Origin of the sequence: Saccharothrix deserti (genome assembly GCF_009769385.1) — a bacterium.
GTDB lineage: Bacteria > Actinomycetota > Actinomycetes > Mycobacteriales > Pseudonocardiaceae > Actinosynnema > Actinosynnema deserti.
The window spans coordinates 1-16,325 of record NZ_VKAB01000012.1; the positions used below are offsets into that span (position 1 = coordinate 1).

The 16,325-nt window shown below is 66.6% G+C and carries 21 protein-coding genes; 8 read left to right on the forward strand and 13 right to left on the reverse strand.

The genetic code is table 11. The features are described 5' to 3' along the window. Nucleotides 1-100: 100 nt before the first annotated feature. From FM051_RS21660 to FM051_RS53225, 5 genes are all read right to left on the reverse strand, one after another. Nucleotides 101-1,222 carry an FtsK/SpoIIIE domain-containing protein gene (locus FM051_RS21660; RefSeq protein ID WP_238412555.1) on the reverse strand — a complete coding sequence of 374 codons (1,122 nt, stop codon included), beginning with the start codon at nt 1,220-1,222 and terminating at the stop codon, nt 101-103. Nucleotides 1,223-1,606: 384 nt separating this feature from the next. Beyond that, nucleotides 1,607-2,341, reverse strand: a complete 735-nt coding sequence (locus FM051_RS21665) for a hypothetical protein (RefSeq protein WP_158846220.1) — start codon at nt 2,339-2,341, stop codon at nt 1,607-1,609. Beyond that, a complete protein-coding gene (locus tag FM051_RS21670) occupies nt 2,331-2,585 on the reverse strand; it encodes an AMED_5909 family protein (RefSeq protein ID WP_158846222.1) in 255 nt (84 codons plus the stop codon). Before FM051_RS21670 ends, FM051_RS21665 begins: the two co-directional genes overlap by 11 nt. Next, nucleotides 2,585-2,767 carry a hypothetical protein gene (locus FM051_RS21675; protein ID WP_238412556.1) on the reverse strand — a complete coding sequence of 61 codons (183 nt, stop codon included), beginning with the start codon at nt 2,765-2,767 and terminating at the stop codon, nt 2,585-2,587. Before FM051_RS21675 ends, FM051_RS21670 begins: the two co-directional genes overlap by 1 nt. A 29-nt stretch (nt 2,768-2,796) precedes the next feature. Next, the gene (locus FM051_RS53225; protein WP_202918958.1) at nt 2,797-3,249 is read right to left on the reverse strand and encodes a hypothetical protein; all 453 of its coding nucleotides are present in this window, start codon (nt 3,247-3,249) and stop codon (nt 2,797-2,799) included. A 159-nt stretch (nt 3,250-3,408) separates the two neighbouring features. Between FM051_RS53225 and FM051_RS21685 the strand changes: the two genes are divergently transcribed. Both FM051_RS21685 and FM051_RS21690 read left to right on the forward strand, forming a co-directional pair. Then, nucleotides 3,409-4,152 (forward strand): DUF5919 domain-containing protein, encoded by a 744-nt coding sequence (locus tag FM051_RS21685; protein ID WP_158846226.1) that lies wholly within the window; start codon nt 3,409-3,411, stop codon nt 4,150-4,152. A 10-nt stretch (nt 4,153-4,162) separates the two neighbouring features. Further along, on the forward strand, nt 4,163-4,636 hold the full coding sequence (locus FM051_RS21690) for an NUDIX hydrolase (protein WP_158846228.1): 474 nt from the start codon (nt 4,163-4,165) through the stop codon (nt 4,634-4,636). On the opposite strand, the gene FM051_RS21695 is transcribed toward FM051_RS21690, so the two are convergent. Further along, a complete protein-coding gene (locus tag FM051_RS21695; protein ID WP_158846230.1) occupies nt 4,621-5,181 on the reverse strand; it encodes an HD domain-containing protein in 561 nt (186 codons plus the stop codon). The genes FM051_RS21690 and FM051_RS21695 overlap by 16 nt on opposite strands. Nucleotides 5,182-5,475: 294 nt before the next feature. Between FM051_RS21695 and FM051_RS21700 the strand changes: the two genes are divergently transcribed. Next, nucleotides 5,476-5,916, forward strand: coding sequence for a hypothetical protein (locus FM051_RS21700; protein WP_158846232.1), 441 nt, complete (start codon nt 5,476-5,478; stop codon nt 5,914-5,916). Between the two features lie 442 nt (nt 5,917-6,358). Here the strand turns inward: FM051_RS21700 and FM051_RS21705 are convergent, their stop codons facing one another. Beyond that, nucleotides 6,359-7,753, reverse strand: coding sequence for a YopA family protein (locus tag FM051_RS21705; protein WP_158846234.1), 1,395 nt, complete (start codon nt 7,751-7,753; stop codon nt 6,359-6,361). A gap of 801 nt (nt 7,754-8,554) precedes the next feature. Beyond that, on the reverse strand, nt 8,555-8,752 hold the full coding sequence (locus FM051_RS21710) for a hypothetical protein (RefSeq protein WP_158846236.1): 198 nt from the start codon (nt 8,750-8,752) through the stop codon (nt 8,555-8,557). Between the two features lie 50 nt (nt 8,753-8,802). On the opposite strand from FM051_RS21710, the gene FM051_RS21715 reads away from it, so the two are divergent. Continuing rightward, on the forward strand, nt 8,803-9,156 hold the full coding sequence (locus FM051_RS21715; RefSeq protein ID WP_158846238.1) for a VOC family protein: 354 nt from the start codon (nt 8,803-8,805) through the stop codon (nt 9,154-9,156). After that, complete coding sequence (locus FM051_RS21720; protein WP_158846240.1) at nt 9,146-9,910, forward strand: alpha/beta fold hydrolase; 765 nt, start codon at nt 9,146-9,148, stop codon at nt 9,908-9,910. Before FM051_RS21715 ends, FM051_RS21720 begins: the two co-directional genes overlap by 11 nt. Here the strand turns inward: FM051_RS21720 and FM051_RS53230 are convergent. After that, the gene (locus FM051_RS53230) at nt 9,898-10,020 is read right to left on the reverse strand and encodes a hypothetical protein (protein WP_274383658.1); all 123 of its coding nucleotides are present in this window, start codon (nt 10,018-10,020) and stop codon (nt 9,898-9,900) included. The genes FM051_RS21720 and FM051_RS53230 overlap by 13 nt on opposite strands. A gap of 47 nt (nt 10,021-10,067) precedes the next feature. Next, a complete protein-coding gene (locus FM051_RS21725) occupies nt 10,068-10,664 on the reverse strand; it encodes a maleylpyruvate isomerase family mycothiol-dependent enzyme (RefSeq protein WP_158846242.1) in 597 nt (198 codons plus the stop codon). 58 nt (nt 10,665-10,722) lie between these two features. Here FM051_RS21725 and FM051_RS21730 point away from each other — a divergent pair, with 58 nt between their 5' ends. Both FM051_RS21730 and FM051_RS21735 read left to right on the forward strand, forming a co-directional pair. Then, nucleotides 10,723-11,931 (forward strand): GNAT family N-acetyltransferase, encoded by a 1,209-nt coding sequence (locus FM051_RS21730; RefSeq protein ID WP_158846244.1) that lies wholly within the window; start codon nt 10,723-10,725, stop codon nt 11,929-11,931. A 62-nt stretch (nt 11,932-11,993) separates the two neighbouring features. Further along, nucleotides 11,994-12,755 carry a hypothetical protein gene (locus FM051_RS21735; protein WP_158846246.1) on the forward strand — a complete coding sequence of 254 codons (762 nt, stop codon included), beginning with the start codon at nt 11,994-11,996 and terminating at the stop codon, nt 12,753-12,755. 13 nt (nt 12,756-12,768) lie between these two features. Here the strand turns inward: FM051_RS21735 and FM051_RS21740 are convergent, their stop codons facing one another. Both FM051_RS21740 and FM051_RS21745 read right to left on the reverse strand, forming a co-directional pair. After that, the gene (locus FM051_RS21740) at nt 12,769-13,572 is read right to left on the reverse strand and encodes an Fpg/Nei family DNA glycosylase (RefSeq protein ID WP_158846248.1); all 804 of its coding nucleotides are present in this window, start codon (nt 13,570-13,572) and stop codon (nt 12,769-12,771) included. Beyond that, nucleotides 13,572-14,039: a ribose-5-phosphate isomerase gene (locus FM051_RS21745; protein WP_158846250.1), complete on the reverse strand. Its 468-nt coding sequence runs from the start codon at nt 14,037-14,039 to the stop codon at nt 13,572-13,574. The genes FM051_RS21740 and FM051_RS21745 overlap by 1 nt, the downstream gene beginning before the upstream one ends. Before the next feature lie 27 nt (nt 14,040-14,066). Between FM051_RS21745 and FM051_RS21750 the strand changes: the two genes are divergently transcribed. Continuing rightward, nucleotides 14,067-14,777, forward strand: a complete 711-nt coding sequence (locus FM051_RS21750; RefSeq protein WP_238412558.1) for a 2-phosphosulfolactate phosphatase — start codon at nt 14,067-14,069, stop codon at nt 14,775-14,777. 170 nt (nt 14,778-14,947) lie between these two features. On the opposite strand, the gene FM051_RS21755 is transcribed toward FM051_RS21750, so the two are convergent. Further along, entirely contained in the window at nt 14,948-16,315 is a 1,368-nt protein-coding gene (locus FM051_RS21755) for an aldehyde dehydrogenase family protein (RefSeq protein ID WP_158846252.1), read from the reverse strand. Nucleotides 16,316-16,325: the final 10 nt, after the last annotated feature.

Consider the following 16,325-nt stretch of genomic DNA (forward strand, 5'->3'; position numbering starts at 1 on the left):
CGGCGGTGGTCCGCAACCGCCTCAAACGGATGCAGTACCGCCCCGACCTGCTCGACGGGTTCATCGCACAAACCGGATTGATCACTACGCCACCATGACGTCACCCTGAACTGAAAAGGTCAGTAGCCCGCGCTGCCCGTTCGCGGAGCTGCTTGTCCGGCTGGTAGGCGATCAGGTCCGCCAGCTCATCGACCACCAGAACCGTGAACGGCTCCCCGGTCGACCGCGCCCACAGCCGTCGAATACCCCGGTACCGGGTGGCGCGTTCCTTGACCTCTGCGGCGATTTCTTCAAGCAGGGCAACGGCTTCCGACCCGTTGTCGTACACGACCCGGTCGAAGGCGTCCGGGCACTGCCCGAGTTCCATCCCGCCCTTCGGGTCGATCCCCACCAGCCGCACCAGACCCGCACGGACGGCCGGAGCGAGCTGCCAGACGATCGACCACAACACCGAGCCCTTACCGGCACCGGGCACGCCAACCACGAGCACCTGAGACCCGAGCAGGCGCAGCCGCCACGGCTTGCCGGTCTCTGTCCGGCCGACGACCACCCGCTTGAGGTCCACCTCGGCCGAGTCCGCCAGCACGGGCACCGGCAGAGGACGCGCCAGCGGGTCACGGTGGATCAAGTCCAGCTCGATCACCCGAGGCCGCAGCACCCGCACCCGACACGAGCGAGCGCCGAACGAGTGCGCCAGGCCGTCCCGCCGCAACTCCCACGCCTCCGGTGACTGGGCAGGCACCATCCGCACCCGGACCCGATCCCGCCAGCCCTCCGACCGGACCCGCCGCAGCCTCGGCCGGTACTCACGGCCCCGGTCCCGCTTGGCCAGGTCCGACAGCCGCATCACCGACCGCCACCGGGGCACGTACACCGTCGCCCGCCGCCACTCGGTCACCAACCGGTACCAGCCGTGCCGCAGGAACGACCGTCGATCCAGGCCCGCCCAGATCGCCAGCGCCGCGACCAGCGACAACAGCGCCAGGACCAGGGGCGAGAGCCCGAACCGCCACCAACACCAGGCCGCCGACACCGGCACCACCGTGACCACCGGATACCGCACGACGACGAGCACCAGGCGCACGACGCCGACCACCGCCAGCCACACCAGAGCGACCAGTGCAGCCAGCCACTTCGCCTTGCCCGGAACCAGCACCCACCACGGCACCCGAGGCCGGACACCCTCGAACGGAGCCGGATCAACCCACTTCCCGCCGCTCATCGCGCACGCCCCACGGGGGCGAAAATCAGCGGCAGCCAACCCAGGCAGGAGCAGCACACGAGCTGGTTCGGGGCATACACACCGAACCGCCTGCACTCCCCACAGGGGCGACCGTTGGACAACTTCCACACCGACGGAGCACCACGCCGACTTGACGCACGGCCCCCACGTACCGATAGCCTTGACATGACCGGAATCCCTTGTGTGTCAACAAAAGCGCGCGACAGTTCCGGTCGGTGCGTCGTCGGTGAACAGCTCCAGGCCCGCCAAGACTTGAGGTCCGTTCACCGGCGACCACCACCGACAGGTCAGTGATCGACTTCAGATGTCACTACCGCGATGTGGGCGGACACCGCCGCATCCGATGCCCGCCCACACCACCGGCTAGTAGTCGAGCGGATCGGGCATCCAGGGCAGCCAGGCCACCAGACCGGCGAGGGAGATCTTGAACCGCGTCTCCGCACGCCCCTGTCCGCCGTCCTCCCGCCACTCGTGGGCCATGGCATGTCCGGCCGCGACCAGGTCCAGACAGGCCAGACGCACCATCTCCGCATCCGCCCCCGCCGCCGTCACCAGGTCCGTGACGCTCCACTCCCGCGACGGCACCAGCACCAGCGCGTCCGCCACCCGGTACAACACCGGAAACGAGTAGCCCACCACCTCGCCCCGCGTCCGATCCTCCGGCGACAGGCGCGACCCCATCACCGGCGTCAGCCGGGGATCACGCCACGAGTCCGCGTCACGCAACCAGTCGTGCGCCACCACCGGACCACCCCAGTAGGCAAGCCCTTCCGACGACAGCCGGTGCAAGTGCGCCGGCCGACCCGCACCGGCCTGCGGTCCCACCCGCACGATCACATGCCCCAACTCGACAAGGTCACGGCAGACGTTGCGCAGCGCCGAGTACGGCACCAGAGCCGACCGCGCCAACGACCGCAACGACCACTCCTTGTCCGGGTAGCCGACCAGTTGACGCATCACCGCCTCGAACATCAGCGGCGTGTACCCGGCATCGGACAACCGCTCCAACGGCAACCCGTCCCGCACCACACGGGCCAGACCACCATCGACACCGCCGGACCGACGACGATCCCGCTCCACAGCCTGATCAACGCTCATCCGACTCAACCCCCTCAGCCTTGGCACGCTCACGCTTTGCCCAATACAGCGCCTCGTGGTGATGACCCCGATCAACCTCCGCCACCCGCGCGTACACCTCTGCCGACCGCAGGTAGAACTCCCGCCGCACCTGCGGTGACGCATCCGGCGCAGGCATCAACTTCCCGACGACTTCATGCGCCTGCTTCAGCGTCGTCGCCGCCCGCGCGTACTCCCACGGGTCAGCCTTCTTCGGCTGAGCCATCACTCACCCCCAGACCCAGACACGGTGCCCAACGCGGCTTGCCCCTCGGCAACCGCCTGCGCCAGACGCGGCAGCGCATCGCGGTCCACGACCAGCACGGCGGGAAAAGCGTTGCCCAGCCGGAACTCCACTCTCCCCGCGAACGCCAGCGGCTCGACCCGAATCGGCAGGTCAGCGGTCACATGAAGACGCACCATGTCCGCCACCGGGGTCACGCGGCCTTGGAGGTGGCCTTGACGACGACCGGCTTCATACCGGACGCGCGCAAGCTGTACCCGAGCTTCGCCCGGCACCGGTGCCGCTCACCGCCGTGACTCCCCCGACACGCCTTGTCGTCAATCCACGGCGTCACCGTCAGCCCTTCGAACACCACCGGCCGGACATCAGTCCCCGGAATCGCCTCCGGTGGAACCGGCTGGTGAGGAGCAGCGATCTTCACCGTCACCGCAGCATCCGTCTTGCGCTCCGCCGCCTGGTCGATCACCAGGACCGACCACACCAGCAGCCCGGACTCCTTGTCCGTCTCCTGCTGGACCGGCAACCCCTTCGCCCGTTCCTCGGCGGACTGGAACCTCAACACCGGCTCCACACCCATCACCAGCGCACCACGCGGGAACACGAAGTCGTGCGACGTGGGGAGCCTGCTCCCACCCGTGATCGCCACAGCCGATCTCCTGTCGTCAGCGTCGGCCGGACCCCATGTCCGGCACCTTGACACCAACCACTCTCGGCAGAAATGCGGGACGTCAGCACCGCATGGCCGGACATCTACAGACGTCCTTGCTATATTGAAGACGTCCCAACTCGTTCCACAGGGGGAGTCATGCCGAACCAACGCCTACGAGACTCGTTGCTGCGCAACGGTTTCGACCTCAACCAGGTGTCCAAAGCCACCGGCGTAGACCCCAAGACGGTCGAACGCTGGATCAACCTCGACCGGACCCCGTACCCCCGCCACCGCCGAACCATCGCGGCCATGGTCAGGGAGGCCGAGACCTACCTCTGGCCCAACGCACTCGCCCCGGACGCCAAGAAGGAGATCACCCAGTCGGAGGTCGTGCAGGTCTACCCGCACCGCCACTCCGTCCCCCAGGAGCAGTGGACGCACCTGGTCGACCAGGCCCGCCTGAACATCTCGATCCTGATCTACTCTGGCATGTTCCTCACCGACAACCCGAACCTGATCAAGACCTTCCGCCAGAAGGCCGAGGCAGGTGTCAAGATCCGCCTACTCCTGGGCGACCCGACCAGCCGCGAGGTGGCCCGCCGCAGCGAGGAAGAAGGCATCGGCAAGGGCACTCTGGCCGCCAAGGTCCGCAACTCTCTCGCGATCTTCAAGCCCCTGGCCGACAGCGGCCACGCCGAGATCCGCTGCCACAAGACCACGCTGTACAACTCGATCTACCGCTTCGACGACGAGATGCTGGTCAACACTCACGTCCACGGCTTCATGGCAGCCCACGCCCCGGTCCTCCACCTGCGCCGCCTCTCCGGAGGGGACCTCTTCGAGACCTACGCCGAGAGCTTCCAGGGCGTCTGGGACGACGCCAAGCCACCCAAGTGGTAGGCAGGAAGACATGGCGCGCACCGATCACTACAACGACCCGAACGCCCCCAAGGCGACCAACATCGTCGTCGCGGTGACCGCGTTCGTCCAAGACGACCAGGGCCGCCTACTCATGATCCGCCGCACCGACAACGACCTCTACTCCATCCCCGGTGGAGCCCAAGACGTAGGCGAGACGATCGGCCACACCGTCATCCGCGAGGTCAAGGAAGAGACCGGCATCGACGTAGACCCCACCGACATCATCGGCGTCTACTCCGACCCGGCCCACGTCATCTCCTACACAGACGGCGAAGTCCGCCAGGAGTTCTCCATCTGCTTCCGCGCTCGACTCATCGGAGGCGAGCTGCACACAAGCAACGAGTCCAGCGAGGTCCACTGGGTGGCCCGCGAAGACCTGGCGGCGCTCAACATCCACCCGTCGATCCGCCTACGGATCCAACATGGCTTCGAACCGCGGACCACGCCCTACTTCGCCAAGTGAGCCAACCCAGCCGCCCGCAACCGCTCCTCAGTCCGCTCCACAGCAGCCGTCAGTTCTGGCTTCGCCTCCGCGATGAAAGCCGTTACAAGGTCCGTCGGACCGTACCGATTCTGGATCTCCTCAATCCGGTCGTTGATGTTCGTTCGTTCACCATCAGGCGTCGTAGTCATATCTGCCCACCAGAGCGCGTCACGCAACGAAGTTTCTTCATCACCCCATTCATCCAGCTCTTTCGATAGCCCACGAAGTCTCGCTTCAAGGTACGAACAGGAGTGGTGCGCAACTAGCGCACAAAGCCTCTCCGGCGAAGTGGCTTCACGTAGGTATCGCGCTCCATCCAGCGGGTGGAATCCAGTCAACGCCAAGGCCGGAGAGTAGCCGATGTCATGCAGCACCGCTGCCTCCACCAGGAGCGTGGCATCGTCTGTGGAGAACAGCACCGAAACAGAGCGTGCACGATCAGCCACTCCCTGAACATGCACCCATCGGCGCGGCAGCGGTTCCCGTAGAAGGTGTTCTGCCAGCTCAAAAGCCCATGCCACCATGCTCACACCATAGTCAGCACCGAACCAGACACGCTGTCAGTCTCATGCTAACGCTCGTCGCACAGCCGCCGATACGAGACGCAACCGGCCCGACACGATGCACAGGCGGAACTGATGTTGCAGCGACTCTTACTCTGCTCTTTTTTTATTCTGACAGCGACGGCGATGGGCTGCGGGAGTGGAGCCACCACCTCGACACAGACATCAAGCACGTCCGCCACTAGTGAGTCACCGAAGACGACAACACCTACCACATACTCACGGGCCGAGCCATTCGACTCATCGATAAATGACGTGATCACTCAGATCAATCTTCAACTACCGATTCTCACGGATGACTCCTCACCTCTCCCCACAACGATCGTTAAGGAAGGAGTGTTCGGCGGCCGAGCAACGTCTAACACGAAAATTTATCTACTACCGGAAAGCAGCGCGTTCAGCAAGACACGCGCCGTTACCGCCCACGTAACCGGCAGTGGCGGCTCGGTTCAGACACCCGCTCGCTTGTTGAGCGGCATCGGCGCATCACTTAACACGCTTTCTAGCGATGCAGTCGAGGCATTCCAAAAGGATGCACTACCCCGGCTTTCAATGCTCACACAGTCACGCACCACCATCACCGTAGGATCGTTCTACGACCTCACGATCTTGGTGCGCAGTTCCACCTCACTCACCTTCATCTACACGCCTATCGGAACCACACCGCCCTCTGAAGCTGAGACGCTTGGGCTGTAGAACGCTGCGGAACGTCCGTTGCTAGTAGAGTGACACCATTGCCGAATTCGGCTCTATGGGATCAAGGCGCGCCGCCTGCGGCGACGCGCGGCCAGTCCCGCCTCACGTTTGCACCGACTCCCCGCATCGCGGCACGCCGGGCTCCCGCTCCGCTCCGCCCGTCGGCCGCGCGCAGCGTCGGTGCACGTGGCCGGGAGAGCGGCGCGCCACACAGATGCGAGCTGCCGCCAAGCCACTTCCAGCCACCACGGTCGGGACGATCGCGCGGTCACACGGCTGACAGCACTGGGCGCGGCGATCGGCTGCCGCGACGGCTCCGCCGCCTTGCCATCGGTATTGGATTGTGACTTCGATGAAGCGGGTCGATCAACCTCAAGCACTAAGCACAAGGGCTACACCGGGTAGCTCTTCGACGGTTCAGGCATGACATGAACGAGAGTCGCTAAATCCACGGGACTGGATATACCGCTCCGGCAGCAACAGAAGGGCGCAGTGGCGAACGAGCCTTGCCCGCAAAGCCGATAACGCGCAGTATTGCAAGCTCAAGATAGTGACATGCAATAATTGAAGCTTCCACCCATTGCTCGAATTGCCATTTGATCGGCTTATCCCGCTTAGGGTGAATCACCAGGTTACGCATGTCAACAATACACCGGAGCGCATCCCTCGAATGACCTTCCGGTGTTGGACCAAGAACATCCGAGACAGTCTTGAGGTAAGGCATGTGATCAGGAATATTCAGATCGATACCACAGTCGTCAAGGAGTAGGCGGATCTCCTCTTCGGTCCGCGGCAAGTTCTCCCACTTCGACCTAGTGTACGTCCTCCGCTGCTCAACAAATAGATCGTAAGCAAGCATCTGAAGCGCAGAAATAGGGATAGCTGTAGTCAGTTCTGCGCTAGTGTTGACATTGATACTCACGTAATAAGCTACGGCATATTGGAGGACTTCCGCCTGGTGTGCATCCTTGCAAAACTCGACTACACGGCGAGTCACCTCCGAGAGCTGAGCCGGAAATTCCGTGGAGTCACTCCACGTATGAACCGATATCATTCGGTCTATCGGCTGGACTCGCCACGATGACCATCTCGGATTGTCCCCACTCCAGCCGACAGGAAGAAGAGGCCGGACCCAACGACCAAGTGTGAGACTCATCGACAAGCCCAACTGATGCAGCAAATCAACGATATCGGCGTAAGCGAAATCGGAGCCATCTTTTCTCCGCAACTCGCCCACATGCGTAAACCTGGACCCGCCACTACGCCTCAATTCCGCCCAATTTTCCCTCCACCGCATATCGCGAAGCAGATCGATATTTATGATCCAGTCGTCGAGATCAATCTCCAACCGCCCTCGCCACCATACCCACGGCTCATTCGGATCACAGATGTTGATTGCCCCGGAGGACTGAGCCCACCCATTAGGAACAAAGAACGTTACCCTATCCACAGGGGCAGCCTCATCACCAATGTACTGATCACCCAACCTCTCGTTAATGTAGTGTGTACGATCAGCTTTCGACCATCGGAATCGACATTCACCAGGGGGCTTTACTACAGCATCCAGACCTGCAAATGACGCCGTCGGTGTCTCCGACCAGTGCGAATCATCATCTGCGGGGAAAATTTCGGACAGAGACTCGAAACTTATCTCCGCCTCACCTGAAGCCTCGGTACGCGCAGAAGGAAGCCAGTTGAAACAGATTTCCCCATCGAAGTCCCCCGGGCCGCTACCCTCATTCAACTGGAAGCGCCCGCTATACAATGGAACTTTCTGATTAATCCCCTGATCGACGTACAGGTGACTCAAAGCATCAGGGAAGCGCTGTTCTATCACTACTTCTCCCCGATCCGTAGTCAGGTGCCGAAATCGGACTACTCTTTGACCGTTTTCATGGTCGACGGAGACATTCTTCGGCTTTTGTGATCCATGCTCGTCGCTTGACCGGGACGTCACACACGCCTCCCAGTATTGCAATATCAATCAACGTTTTATCTGAGATCAGATTTTAGTACTAGACGTAGCAATCTGCCGCATCGACAGCTTGACCGCCATGTCAGCCAGGAGATCATCCGGCTTCAGCACTACGCCTCGAACGGGGACGGGCATCGGCCGACGCAGGCACCACTCATGAGCCCGCGCCGTGTCCTTGCGTGTAACAGGATGATCAGGCCGTCTCCAGGCCGTCGGACGTGGATCAGCGTTGGTCAACGATAGTGAACGTCGAGAGGAAACAAGCAGGTCAGACATGGTGCGGTAGGGCGAACCGCAGGTAGTTGCCGACCGCTGGCAGTACTACGACGTCTGAGTCAGACCATCCCACCACAAGCTCAACATCGCGCCAGGCATGTCACCGCCGCCCGTGCCCCTGGCGTGCCCCATCTCAGGGTCAACAGCGGTCAATCAGGGGCACGGGCGGTCAGGATGGCGGCTAAGGCGCAGGTCAGAGGGTTAGCTGGTCAAGGGCTTGATCGCTGCCAGACCTTCCAAGCTGGTCATGCGGGTTCGATTCCCGTCACCCGCTCCAAGCTCTTCCTGCTGGTAGTCGCTACGTACCGTCCCCTGTGGACGGTCATTTTGCTTCTGCAGGCCCCGTCGCGAGCCCGGGGACGGCGGCTGGTTGCTGAGGGCTGCCGTTCAGGTGGTCAGGTTGAAGTGGGTCGCTACGTCGTCCGCTACGGCCTCGGCGTCTTGTGAGCCGTCGTTCGCGATCCGGCGGGCCAGGTGTCCGCGGGCGTCGTGGTAGTCGTGGTGGTGCGCGGTCAGTCCATATTGGACGGCCAGGGTGCGGGCCGCCGTGCTCTTCCCCGCCCACTGGCCAACGGTGATCCACAACGTCCGGCTCGACGCGCCGAAGGGGGCCTAGGCCACCGCATGATGGAGCCATGCACCTGAACCAGATCGTGGTGGATTGCCTCGAACCCTCACGCCTCGTGCGCTTCTGGGCGGCACTGCTCGGTGGTGAGCCCGTCGACCGGGCGCACGGGTGGGCGCACGTCTCGCCACCCGGCTGGCCGCGCATCTCCTTCCAGCCCGTCCCCGAACCGAAAGCGGTCAAGAACCGGCTGCACCTGGACATCGAGGTCGAAGATGTCGCAGTGGCCACCAGAAGAGCGACGGAACTCGGCGCCGCGCCGCAGGGCGGCATCCAAACCGACGAACAGGGCAGCTTCCAAGTCCTCCTCGACCCCGCCGGCAACGAGTTCTGCCTCGTCACGGGCTACGACCATGACCGGTAGGTTCACCGACCGAGCGGCGCGGGAGAGGTTCGGCGAGGCGCTTGGCCGGGCGATGGAGGCGTGGCCGCCGCACGAAACGCTGGACGTGCCGACGACGTGGGGCACGACCCGCGTCCACCACCGCCCCGGCACGGGCAAGCCGGTCGTCCTGCTGCACGGCGCCGGTGTGACGTCCGCGATGTGGGCGGACACCGTCAAAGCGATCGAACGGCCGGTGTTCGCCGTCGACATCCTCGGTGACGCCGGCGGCAGCGTGCAGACTGCGCCGTTGAAGGACATGAACGCGTGGTTGGCCGAGGTGCTCGACAGGCTCGGCCTCGCAGATCCGCTCCTGGTCGGCATCTCGTACGGCGCCTGGATCGCCGCGCTGCACCCGGTGACCGAATCGGTGCTGGTGGAGCCCGCCGCGGGCACGTTCGCGCCCTACCGGTTCCGTGCCATCTTCTACGCCGTCCTGGCCAAGCTCAGCCATTCCGAACGCGCCTGGCGCCGCTACCTGCGGTGGATCTCGAACGGTGAGGAGCCGTCCGACGCGGCGGTCATCGGCCTCACGCACTGGCGCTCCGGCCTGCCTCTGCCCCGCCGGATCAGGAGAACGATCGAAGCGAAGACGGTGGTGATCGTGGGCGAACGCAGTCGGGCCCAGGACTCGCGCAAGCTCGTCGCCCGAGCGAAGGAACTCCCGAACGCCCGGATCGTCGTGACCCCCGGCGGTCACGGCCTACCCGCGAACCTGGCCGACTACCTGCCGTAGGACGTCATCGCGCGCCACAGAGCCTCGCCCAACCGCATCGCCACCACCACCATGAGGAAGCCGATGGTGCAGGTCAGCATGCCTCTCAGGGCCAGGCGCAGCTTCGTCACGCGCACAGTGTGCGGCACCCCGCACACCTCTGAGCAACAGCAGGGAATCAACCGGTTACGGCCGCGACGGCGGCACGCAGCGAGCGCACGACCGCGACGTCACCCTCCACGGACAGCTGCTCCTCCCCCGCCCGCCCCCACAACCACAGGTCCACCGCCGACGACGACCCACTGACCACGGCCGCCGGGTCGGCCTCCGGGCAGTAGTCCACGACCCCCTCGTGCAGCGCCACGGTCCACTCCCGGCCGGGCACCCGCAACGACACCGCCCGCCCCGACGTGTGGGCACCGGGCGGCTGGTGGCAGCCCAGCCACAGCGTCAGCACCTCGTCGATGCCGTTGGCCGCCAACCCGGTCTCCAACGGCGCCGCCGAGCCGATCGCGGCCTGTGCGTCGACCCGGTGCACGGCCGTCTCGTGCGCCATCCGCCGCAGCCAGAACCCCAGCGTGTGGTCCCACGGACACCACGTCGCCGCAGGTGAGGCGGCACGCGCCGGGTCCAGCACGGCGATCAGCGAGGCCGCGCCGATCCGGTACCAGTCGACCATGTCCGCGTCACCCGGCGAGCACGTCCAGTCCGCCGGCCGGGCACCACGGGTGATCCACCGCGTCACGCGCCGGCGCAGCATCGCGGAATCGACCACCCGGATGCGACCCCTGAATTGGATCGCGCGAAACGGACGACCGGCGTATGAACGTGCCATGGCGCTCACCCTCCGCACCCTCACCGCGGACGATCTGCCGGAGTTCCAGCGGGTCGTCAACTCGGCGTTCCTCTTCGACAGCGTCGAGGACCAGCTCGAACGCTGGCGTGACATCTTCGAGCCGGAACGCCACCACGGCGTGTTCGACGGTGACGAGCTGATCGGCGGCGGGGGCATCCAGAGCCGCGAGATCACGGTGCCCGGCGCAGGTCCCCGGCCGGTGGCTGCGGTGACCTCGGTAGGTGTGAAACCGGGCCATCGCCGGCGCGGCGTGCTCACGCGCGTGATGCGGGCGCAGTTGCACGGCCTGCACGAGGAGGGCCGTGAGGCGGTGGCCGCGTTGTGGGCGTCGGAGGCGGCGATCTACCCGCGGTTCGGGTACGGACTCGCGGCGGAGTTCGCCCGGCTCGAGGTGCCGAGCGGTGCGAAGTTCCGGCCCGGCGTGTCGGTGGGTGGCGAGCGGGTGCGCGAGGTGTCGCGGGACGAGGCCATGCCCGTCATGAAGGCCGTGTACGAGGCGATCCGGCCGAGCCGCACGGGGTGGCTGAGCCGGGTCGACGGCAACTGGAACCACCAGTTCGCCGACACCGAACGCGACCGTGAAGGGCTCACCGCCTTCCGGTACGTGCTGCACCCGCAGGGTTACGCGGTCTACCGGGTCAAGGCGGACTGGCAGGAGCGCGGACCGCGCAACGAGCTGCACGTGAAAGAGATCGCGGCGCGGACCGACGAGGCCTACGCGGCGATCTACCGGTACCTGCTCGACGTCGACATGGTGGGGGAGCTGAAGTTCTTCACCGCCTCCGACGACCCGGTCGTCCACCTGCTGGAAGACCCGCGGCTCGCGTTGCGCAGCCGGTCGGACTCGCTGTGGGTGCGCGTCGTGGACGTCGACCGCGCGCTCACCCAGCGCCGTTACGCCTCGGACGTGGACGCGGTGCTGGAGGTGTCGGACGAGTTCTGCCCGTGGAACGCGGGCCGGTGGCGGTTCACCGTGAAGGACGGCGAGGCGACCGTGCAGCGGGTGGACGACGACGCGGACGTGGTGCTGGACGTGCAGGCGTTGGGCGCGGCGTACCTCGGTGGGACGAGGCTGACGTCCATGGCGCGTGCTCAGCGGGTGCGTGAGGTCACAGAGGGTGTCGTGAACGCCTTGTCACACGCCTTTTCGGGTGACCGGGACCCTCACTGCCCGGAGGTGTTCTGACCGTTTCGGGAACCTCCGCCGGTCGGGCGGCGTTTTCCGGACAACAGGCACCGGGAGGGTCGATGACCACCGCGATCGTGTTGCTCGTGCTGCTGGTTCTGGTCGTGGGCGTGGGCTGGTACTTCGCCAGGTCCGCCGCCGACAAGCGCCGACGCGAGTTGGAGGACGCCCAGGCCGACGCGCGTCGGTGGGTGGAACGGTTGGGCGGCCAGGTGATGAACCTGACCGGCTCGGACGTCGCCTCGCAGCAGGCGCTGGCGGACGCGTCCGAGCGGTTCACCGCGGCCGGGTCGCAGATGGAGCAGGCCCGCACGGTGGAGCAGTGCCGCCTGGTCACGCAGACCGCGATGGAAGGCCTGTACTACGTGCGGGCCGCGCGCACCGCGATGGGCTTGGACCCGGGTCCCGAGCTGCCCGACCTCACTGGTCAGAGCCGTGCGGGCAAGGTGATGGAAGAGCGTGACGTCACGGTGGAGGGTCGCCGCTACGTCGCCTCGCCGCAGCCGAGTTCGGGCACGCCGCACTACTACCCCGGTGGCGTGGTCGCGGGCAGGCCGGTGCCGCAGGGCTGGTACTCGGAGCCGTGGTGGAAGCCCGCTCTGGTGGCCGGCGCGTGGGGCTTCGGCTCGATGCTGCTGTTCAGCGCGATGTTCTCGGGCATGGTCGGTGTGCCGGCAGCCGTTGCGGCCGAGGACACCGGCTCCGACGGCGGTGACGGTGGCGACGGCGGTGACGCGGGCGGTGACGGCGGCGATGCCGGTGGCGGCGACTTCGGTGGCGGCGACTTCGGTGGCGGCGACTTCGGCGACTTCGGCGGGTTCTGACGACCCCGCCTGATCAGGCGGGTTGGCAGGTGGGGCACCAGTAGAGGTTGCGGCCGGCCAGTCCGGCGGCGGCCACGGGTGTGCCGCAGACCAGGCACGGTTGACCGGTGCGGCGGTAGACGTAGACCTCGCCGCCGTGCCGGTCCTGGCGCGGTGCGCGGCCGGTGACCTCGGGCAGGTGTTCCGGCCGCACGGTGTCGATGCGGCCGATCTTCACGCCGGCGCGCATCAGCAGGGTCAGGTCGAGCCACAGGTCGTCCCACAGCGCCCGGTCGATCTTGTTGCCGGGCACGAGCGGGTGGATGCCGTGCCGGAACAGCACCTCGGCGCGGTAGACGTTGCCGACGCCCGCGAGCACGGTCTGGTCCATCAGCAGCACGGCGATGGACTGGCGGGAACGGGCGACACGCGCGTACACCAGGTCCGGTTTCGCGTCACGGCGCAGCGGGTCCGGGCCGAGGCGGGCGCGCAGGGCGGTGACCTCGACGTCGGTGAGGACCTCGCACCGGTTCGGGCCGCGCAGGTCCGTCCAGTGGGTCGGGCCTGCGAGGCGCATCCGCACCTGGCCGACCGGTTCGGTCACCGGGTGCGGTGATTCGGTGAACGTGCCGTAGAGGCCGAGGTGGACGTGCACGGTCGCGTCCGGGCCGTAGACGTGGAACAGGTGCTTGCCGTGCGCCTCGGCGCGCTCGAACAGCCGACCGTCCACAAGGGACGCGGAGAACTTGCCCTGCGGGCTCGACACCCGGACCGTCGAGCCCGCGTAACGGCGTTGGTGCAGCTTCGCCAGGCGGTGGAGCGTGTGACCTTCGGGCATCAGGGCAGGGCCGGAGCCTCGCCGGTGCGCTCGTACTCGCTGAGGATGGCGATGCGGCGGGCGTGCCGCTCCTGACCGGAGAACGAGGTGGACAGGAACGCCTCCACGATCGCGAAGGCCTCCTCGGTGGTGTGCATCCGGCCGCCGACGCCGATCAGCTGGGCGTCGTTGTGCTCGCGGGCGAGCTTCGCCGTCTCCACGTTGTAGGCCAGCGCGCAACGGGCGCCGGGCACCTTGTTCGCGGCGATCTGCTCGCCGTTGCCGGAGCCACCGATGACGATGCCCAGGCTGCCCTCGTCCGCGACGACGCGGCGGGCCGCCTCGATGCAGAACGGTGGGTAGTCGTCCTCCGCGTCGTACACCGCGGGGCCGACGTCGATCACGTCGTGGCCGGCGTCGGTCAGGTGCTTGACGAGGTGGGTCTTCAGCTCGAAGCCCGCGTGGTCGGATCCCAGGTAAACGCGCACGTCAGCAAGTCTGCCATCCTGGGCCGAGTGTTCGGACAAGAGGGTTACCGGCTGCGGCTGGAGTGGGGTCCCGAGGGGGTTGTCGCGCTCGGGGGTCAGTGCGCGGTGATCGTGATCGTGGACGTGCTGTCGTTCTCGACATCGGTGGACATCGTGGTCGGACGAGGTGGTTCGGTGCGGCCGGTGCGCTGGGCGGACCGGGAGCGGGCGGCTCGGCCGGCGGACCCGTCGTGGTCGTTGCGGCCGTCGTCGCTGGTGTCGGTGCCCGCGGGGACGGAGTTGGAGTTGCCTTCGCCGAACGGTGCGACGTTGTGCTCGTTGGCCGAGTCGACGGGGGCGATCGTGTTGGCGGGGTGTTTGCGGAACGCGCGTGCGGTCGCGTTGGCGGCCCGGTCGTTGGCGGACGATGGGCCTATCGGCGTGGTGCCGGGCGGTGAGCGGTGGGGCGTGAACGCCTTCACGAACACCGGCGAAGTCGGCCCTTTGCGCCCCGCCGTCGAGGACCTGCTCGGCGCGGGCGCGGTGATGGCGTCGTTGCTCGGGTACGGGTCGGCTTCGGTGGAGGCGGCGTTGGCGGCGGAGATGTACGCGCGGGCGTCGGTGGAGGACGTGCTGGCGGGCTGCGTGTCCGGCCGCGAGCTCATCGCCGCCGGCCACGCGGGCGACGTGGCCCTGGCCTCCGAGGTGAACGTCAGCACCGCCGTCCCCCGCCTGACCAACGGCGTCCTACGCGCCTGACCCCGCGAGAGTCGAACCCTCAAGTGCCGAGAGTCGAACGCTCAGGTCGTGCGTGTCGAACGTTCAGGTGCCCTGAGTTCTACATTCAGGACACCACCGAACCCACCTGAGCGTTGAATTCGGGGGTCCTGGAGGTTCGACTCTCGGCACCTGGGCGTTCGACTCTCGGGTTAGCGTTGGATGGACTTCAGTTCGGTGAACTCGTCCAGGCCGTGGCGGCCGAACTCTCGGCCGGTGCCGGATTGGCGGTAGCCGCCGAAGGGGGCACTGGTGTTGAAGGCGGCGCCGTTGATGTCCACCTGGCCGGTCCGCAGGCGTTTGGCCACGGTGAGGGCGCGGGAGGCGTCGGCGGAGAAGACCGCGCCGCCCAGGCCGTAGATGGTGGAGTTCGCGATGCGGACGGCGTCGTTCTCGTCGGTGTACGGCAGGACGGACAGGACTGGGCCGAAGATTTCCTCTTGGGCGATGGTCATGTCCGGGTGCACGTTGCCGAAGACGGTCGGGGCCACGTGGAAACCGCGGTCCGTGGGGCGCTCGGGGCCGCCGATGGCCAGCTTTGCGCCCTCGGCGATGCCGCGTTGGATGTAGGCGACCACGCGGTCACGTTGGGCTGCCGACACGGCGGGGCCGATGCGGGTGGTGGGCAGAGCGGGGTCGCCCGGCTCGTATTTTGACGCGGCGGCTGCGGCGATCTCCAGCGCCTCGTCGTGGCGGGAAGCGGGCACCAGGAGCCTGGTCCACGCGCTGCACGCCTGGCCGTTGTTCATGAACGCGTTCGCCACACCGATCTTCACCGCCCGCGTCAGGTCGGCGTCGTCCAGCACGACGTTCGCGGACTTGCCGCCCAGCTCCAACGCCACCCGCTTCACCGTCTCGGCGGCCAGCGCGGCGACCCGCCGACCGGCCCGCGTCGACCCGGTGAACGACACCATGTCCACCATCGGGTGAACTGCCAGAGCCTCACCCACCACCGGACCCGTGCCGTGGACGACGGAGAACACCCCGTCGGGCGCACCGGCGTCAGCCAAGGCGGAACGAAGAACGGACGCCAACAGATCGGCCGTCATCGGCGCCAGCTCGCTCGGTTTGAGCACCACCACGTTGCCCGCCGCGAGAGCGGGCACGACCTTGGCGACCATCTGCTGGAGCGGGAAGTTCCACGGGGTGATGGCGGCGACCACACCGATCGGCTCGCGCAGCACCAGCGAGTTCCCGATCTCCTCACCGTCGAAGTACCCGCCCGCGAGCACGTCGGCCACGCCGCGCGAGATCCCGACCGGGTTCGGCACCTGGACCCGGGTCGCGAACGTGATGGGCGAACCCATCTCGGCGGTCATGGTCGCGGCCAGCTCGTCGGTCCGCGCCGCGAGCGCGTCGGCGACCCGGCGGACCAGGGCCAGCCGGGTGTCCACAGGCGTCGCCGACCACGCCGGGAACGCGGCAACGGCCCTGGTCACGGCCGCGTCGACGTCACCGGGCGTGCCGGCGCGGACCGTGCCGATGACCTCTTCGGTAGTCGGGTTGACGACCTCGATCACTGCGGACTCC

Bases quoted from the DNA above. Each gene is read 5' to 3' on its own strand.
- FM051_RS21660 (WP_238412555.1), bottom strand. From the start codon at position 1,222: ATGAGCGGCGGGAAGTGGGTTGATCCGGCTCCGTTCGAGGGTGTCCGG.
- FM051_RS21665 (WP_158846220.1), bottom strand. From the start codon at position 2,341: ATGAGCGTTGATCAGGCTGTGGAGCGGGATCGTCGTCGGTCCGGCGGT.
- FM051_RS21670 (WP_158846222.1), bottom strand. From the start codon at position 2,585: ATGGCTCAGCCGAAGAAGGCTGACCCGTGGGAGTACGCGCGGGCGGCG.
- FM051_RS21685 (WP_158846226.1), top strand. From the start codon at position 3,409: ATGCCGAACCAACGCCTACGAGACTCGTTGCTGCGCAACGGTTTCGAC.
- FM051_RS21690 (WP_158846228.1), top strand. From the start codon at position 4,163: ATGGCGCGCACCGATCACTACAACGACCCGAACGCCCCCAAGGCGACC.
- FM051_RS21695 (WP_158846230.1), bottom strand. From the start codon at position 5,181: ATGGTGGCATGGGCTTTTGAGCTGGCAGAACACCTTCTACGGGAACCG.
- FM051_RS21715 (WP_158846238.1), top strand. From the start codon at position 8,803: ATGCACCTGAACCAGATCGTGGTGGATTGCCTCGAACCCTCACGCCTC.
- FM051_RS21720 (WP_158846240.1), top strand. From the start codon at position 9,146: ATGACCGGTAGGTTCACCGACCGAGCGGCGCGGGAGAGGTTCGGCGAG.
- FM051_RS21730 (WP_158846244.1), top strand. From the start codon at position 10,723: ATGGCGCTCACCCTCCGCACCCTCACCGCGGACGATCTGCCGGAGTTC.
- FM051_RS21735 (WP_158846246.1), top strand. From the start codon at position 11,994: ATGACCACCGCGATCGTGTTGCTCGTGCTGCTGGTTCTGGTCGTGGGC.
- FM051_RS21740 (WP_158846248.1), bottom strand. From the start codon at position 13,572: ATGCCCGAAGGTCACACGCTCCACCGCCTGGCGAAGCTGCACCAACGC.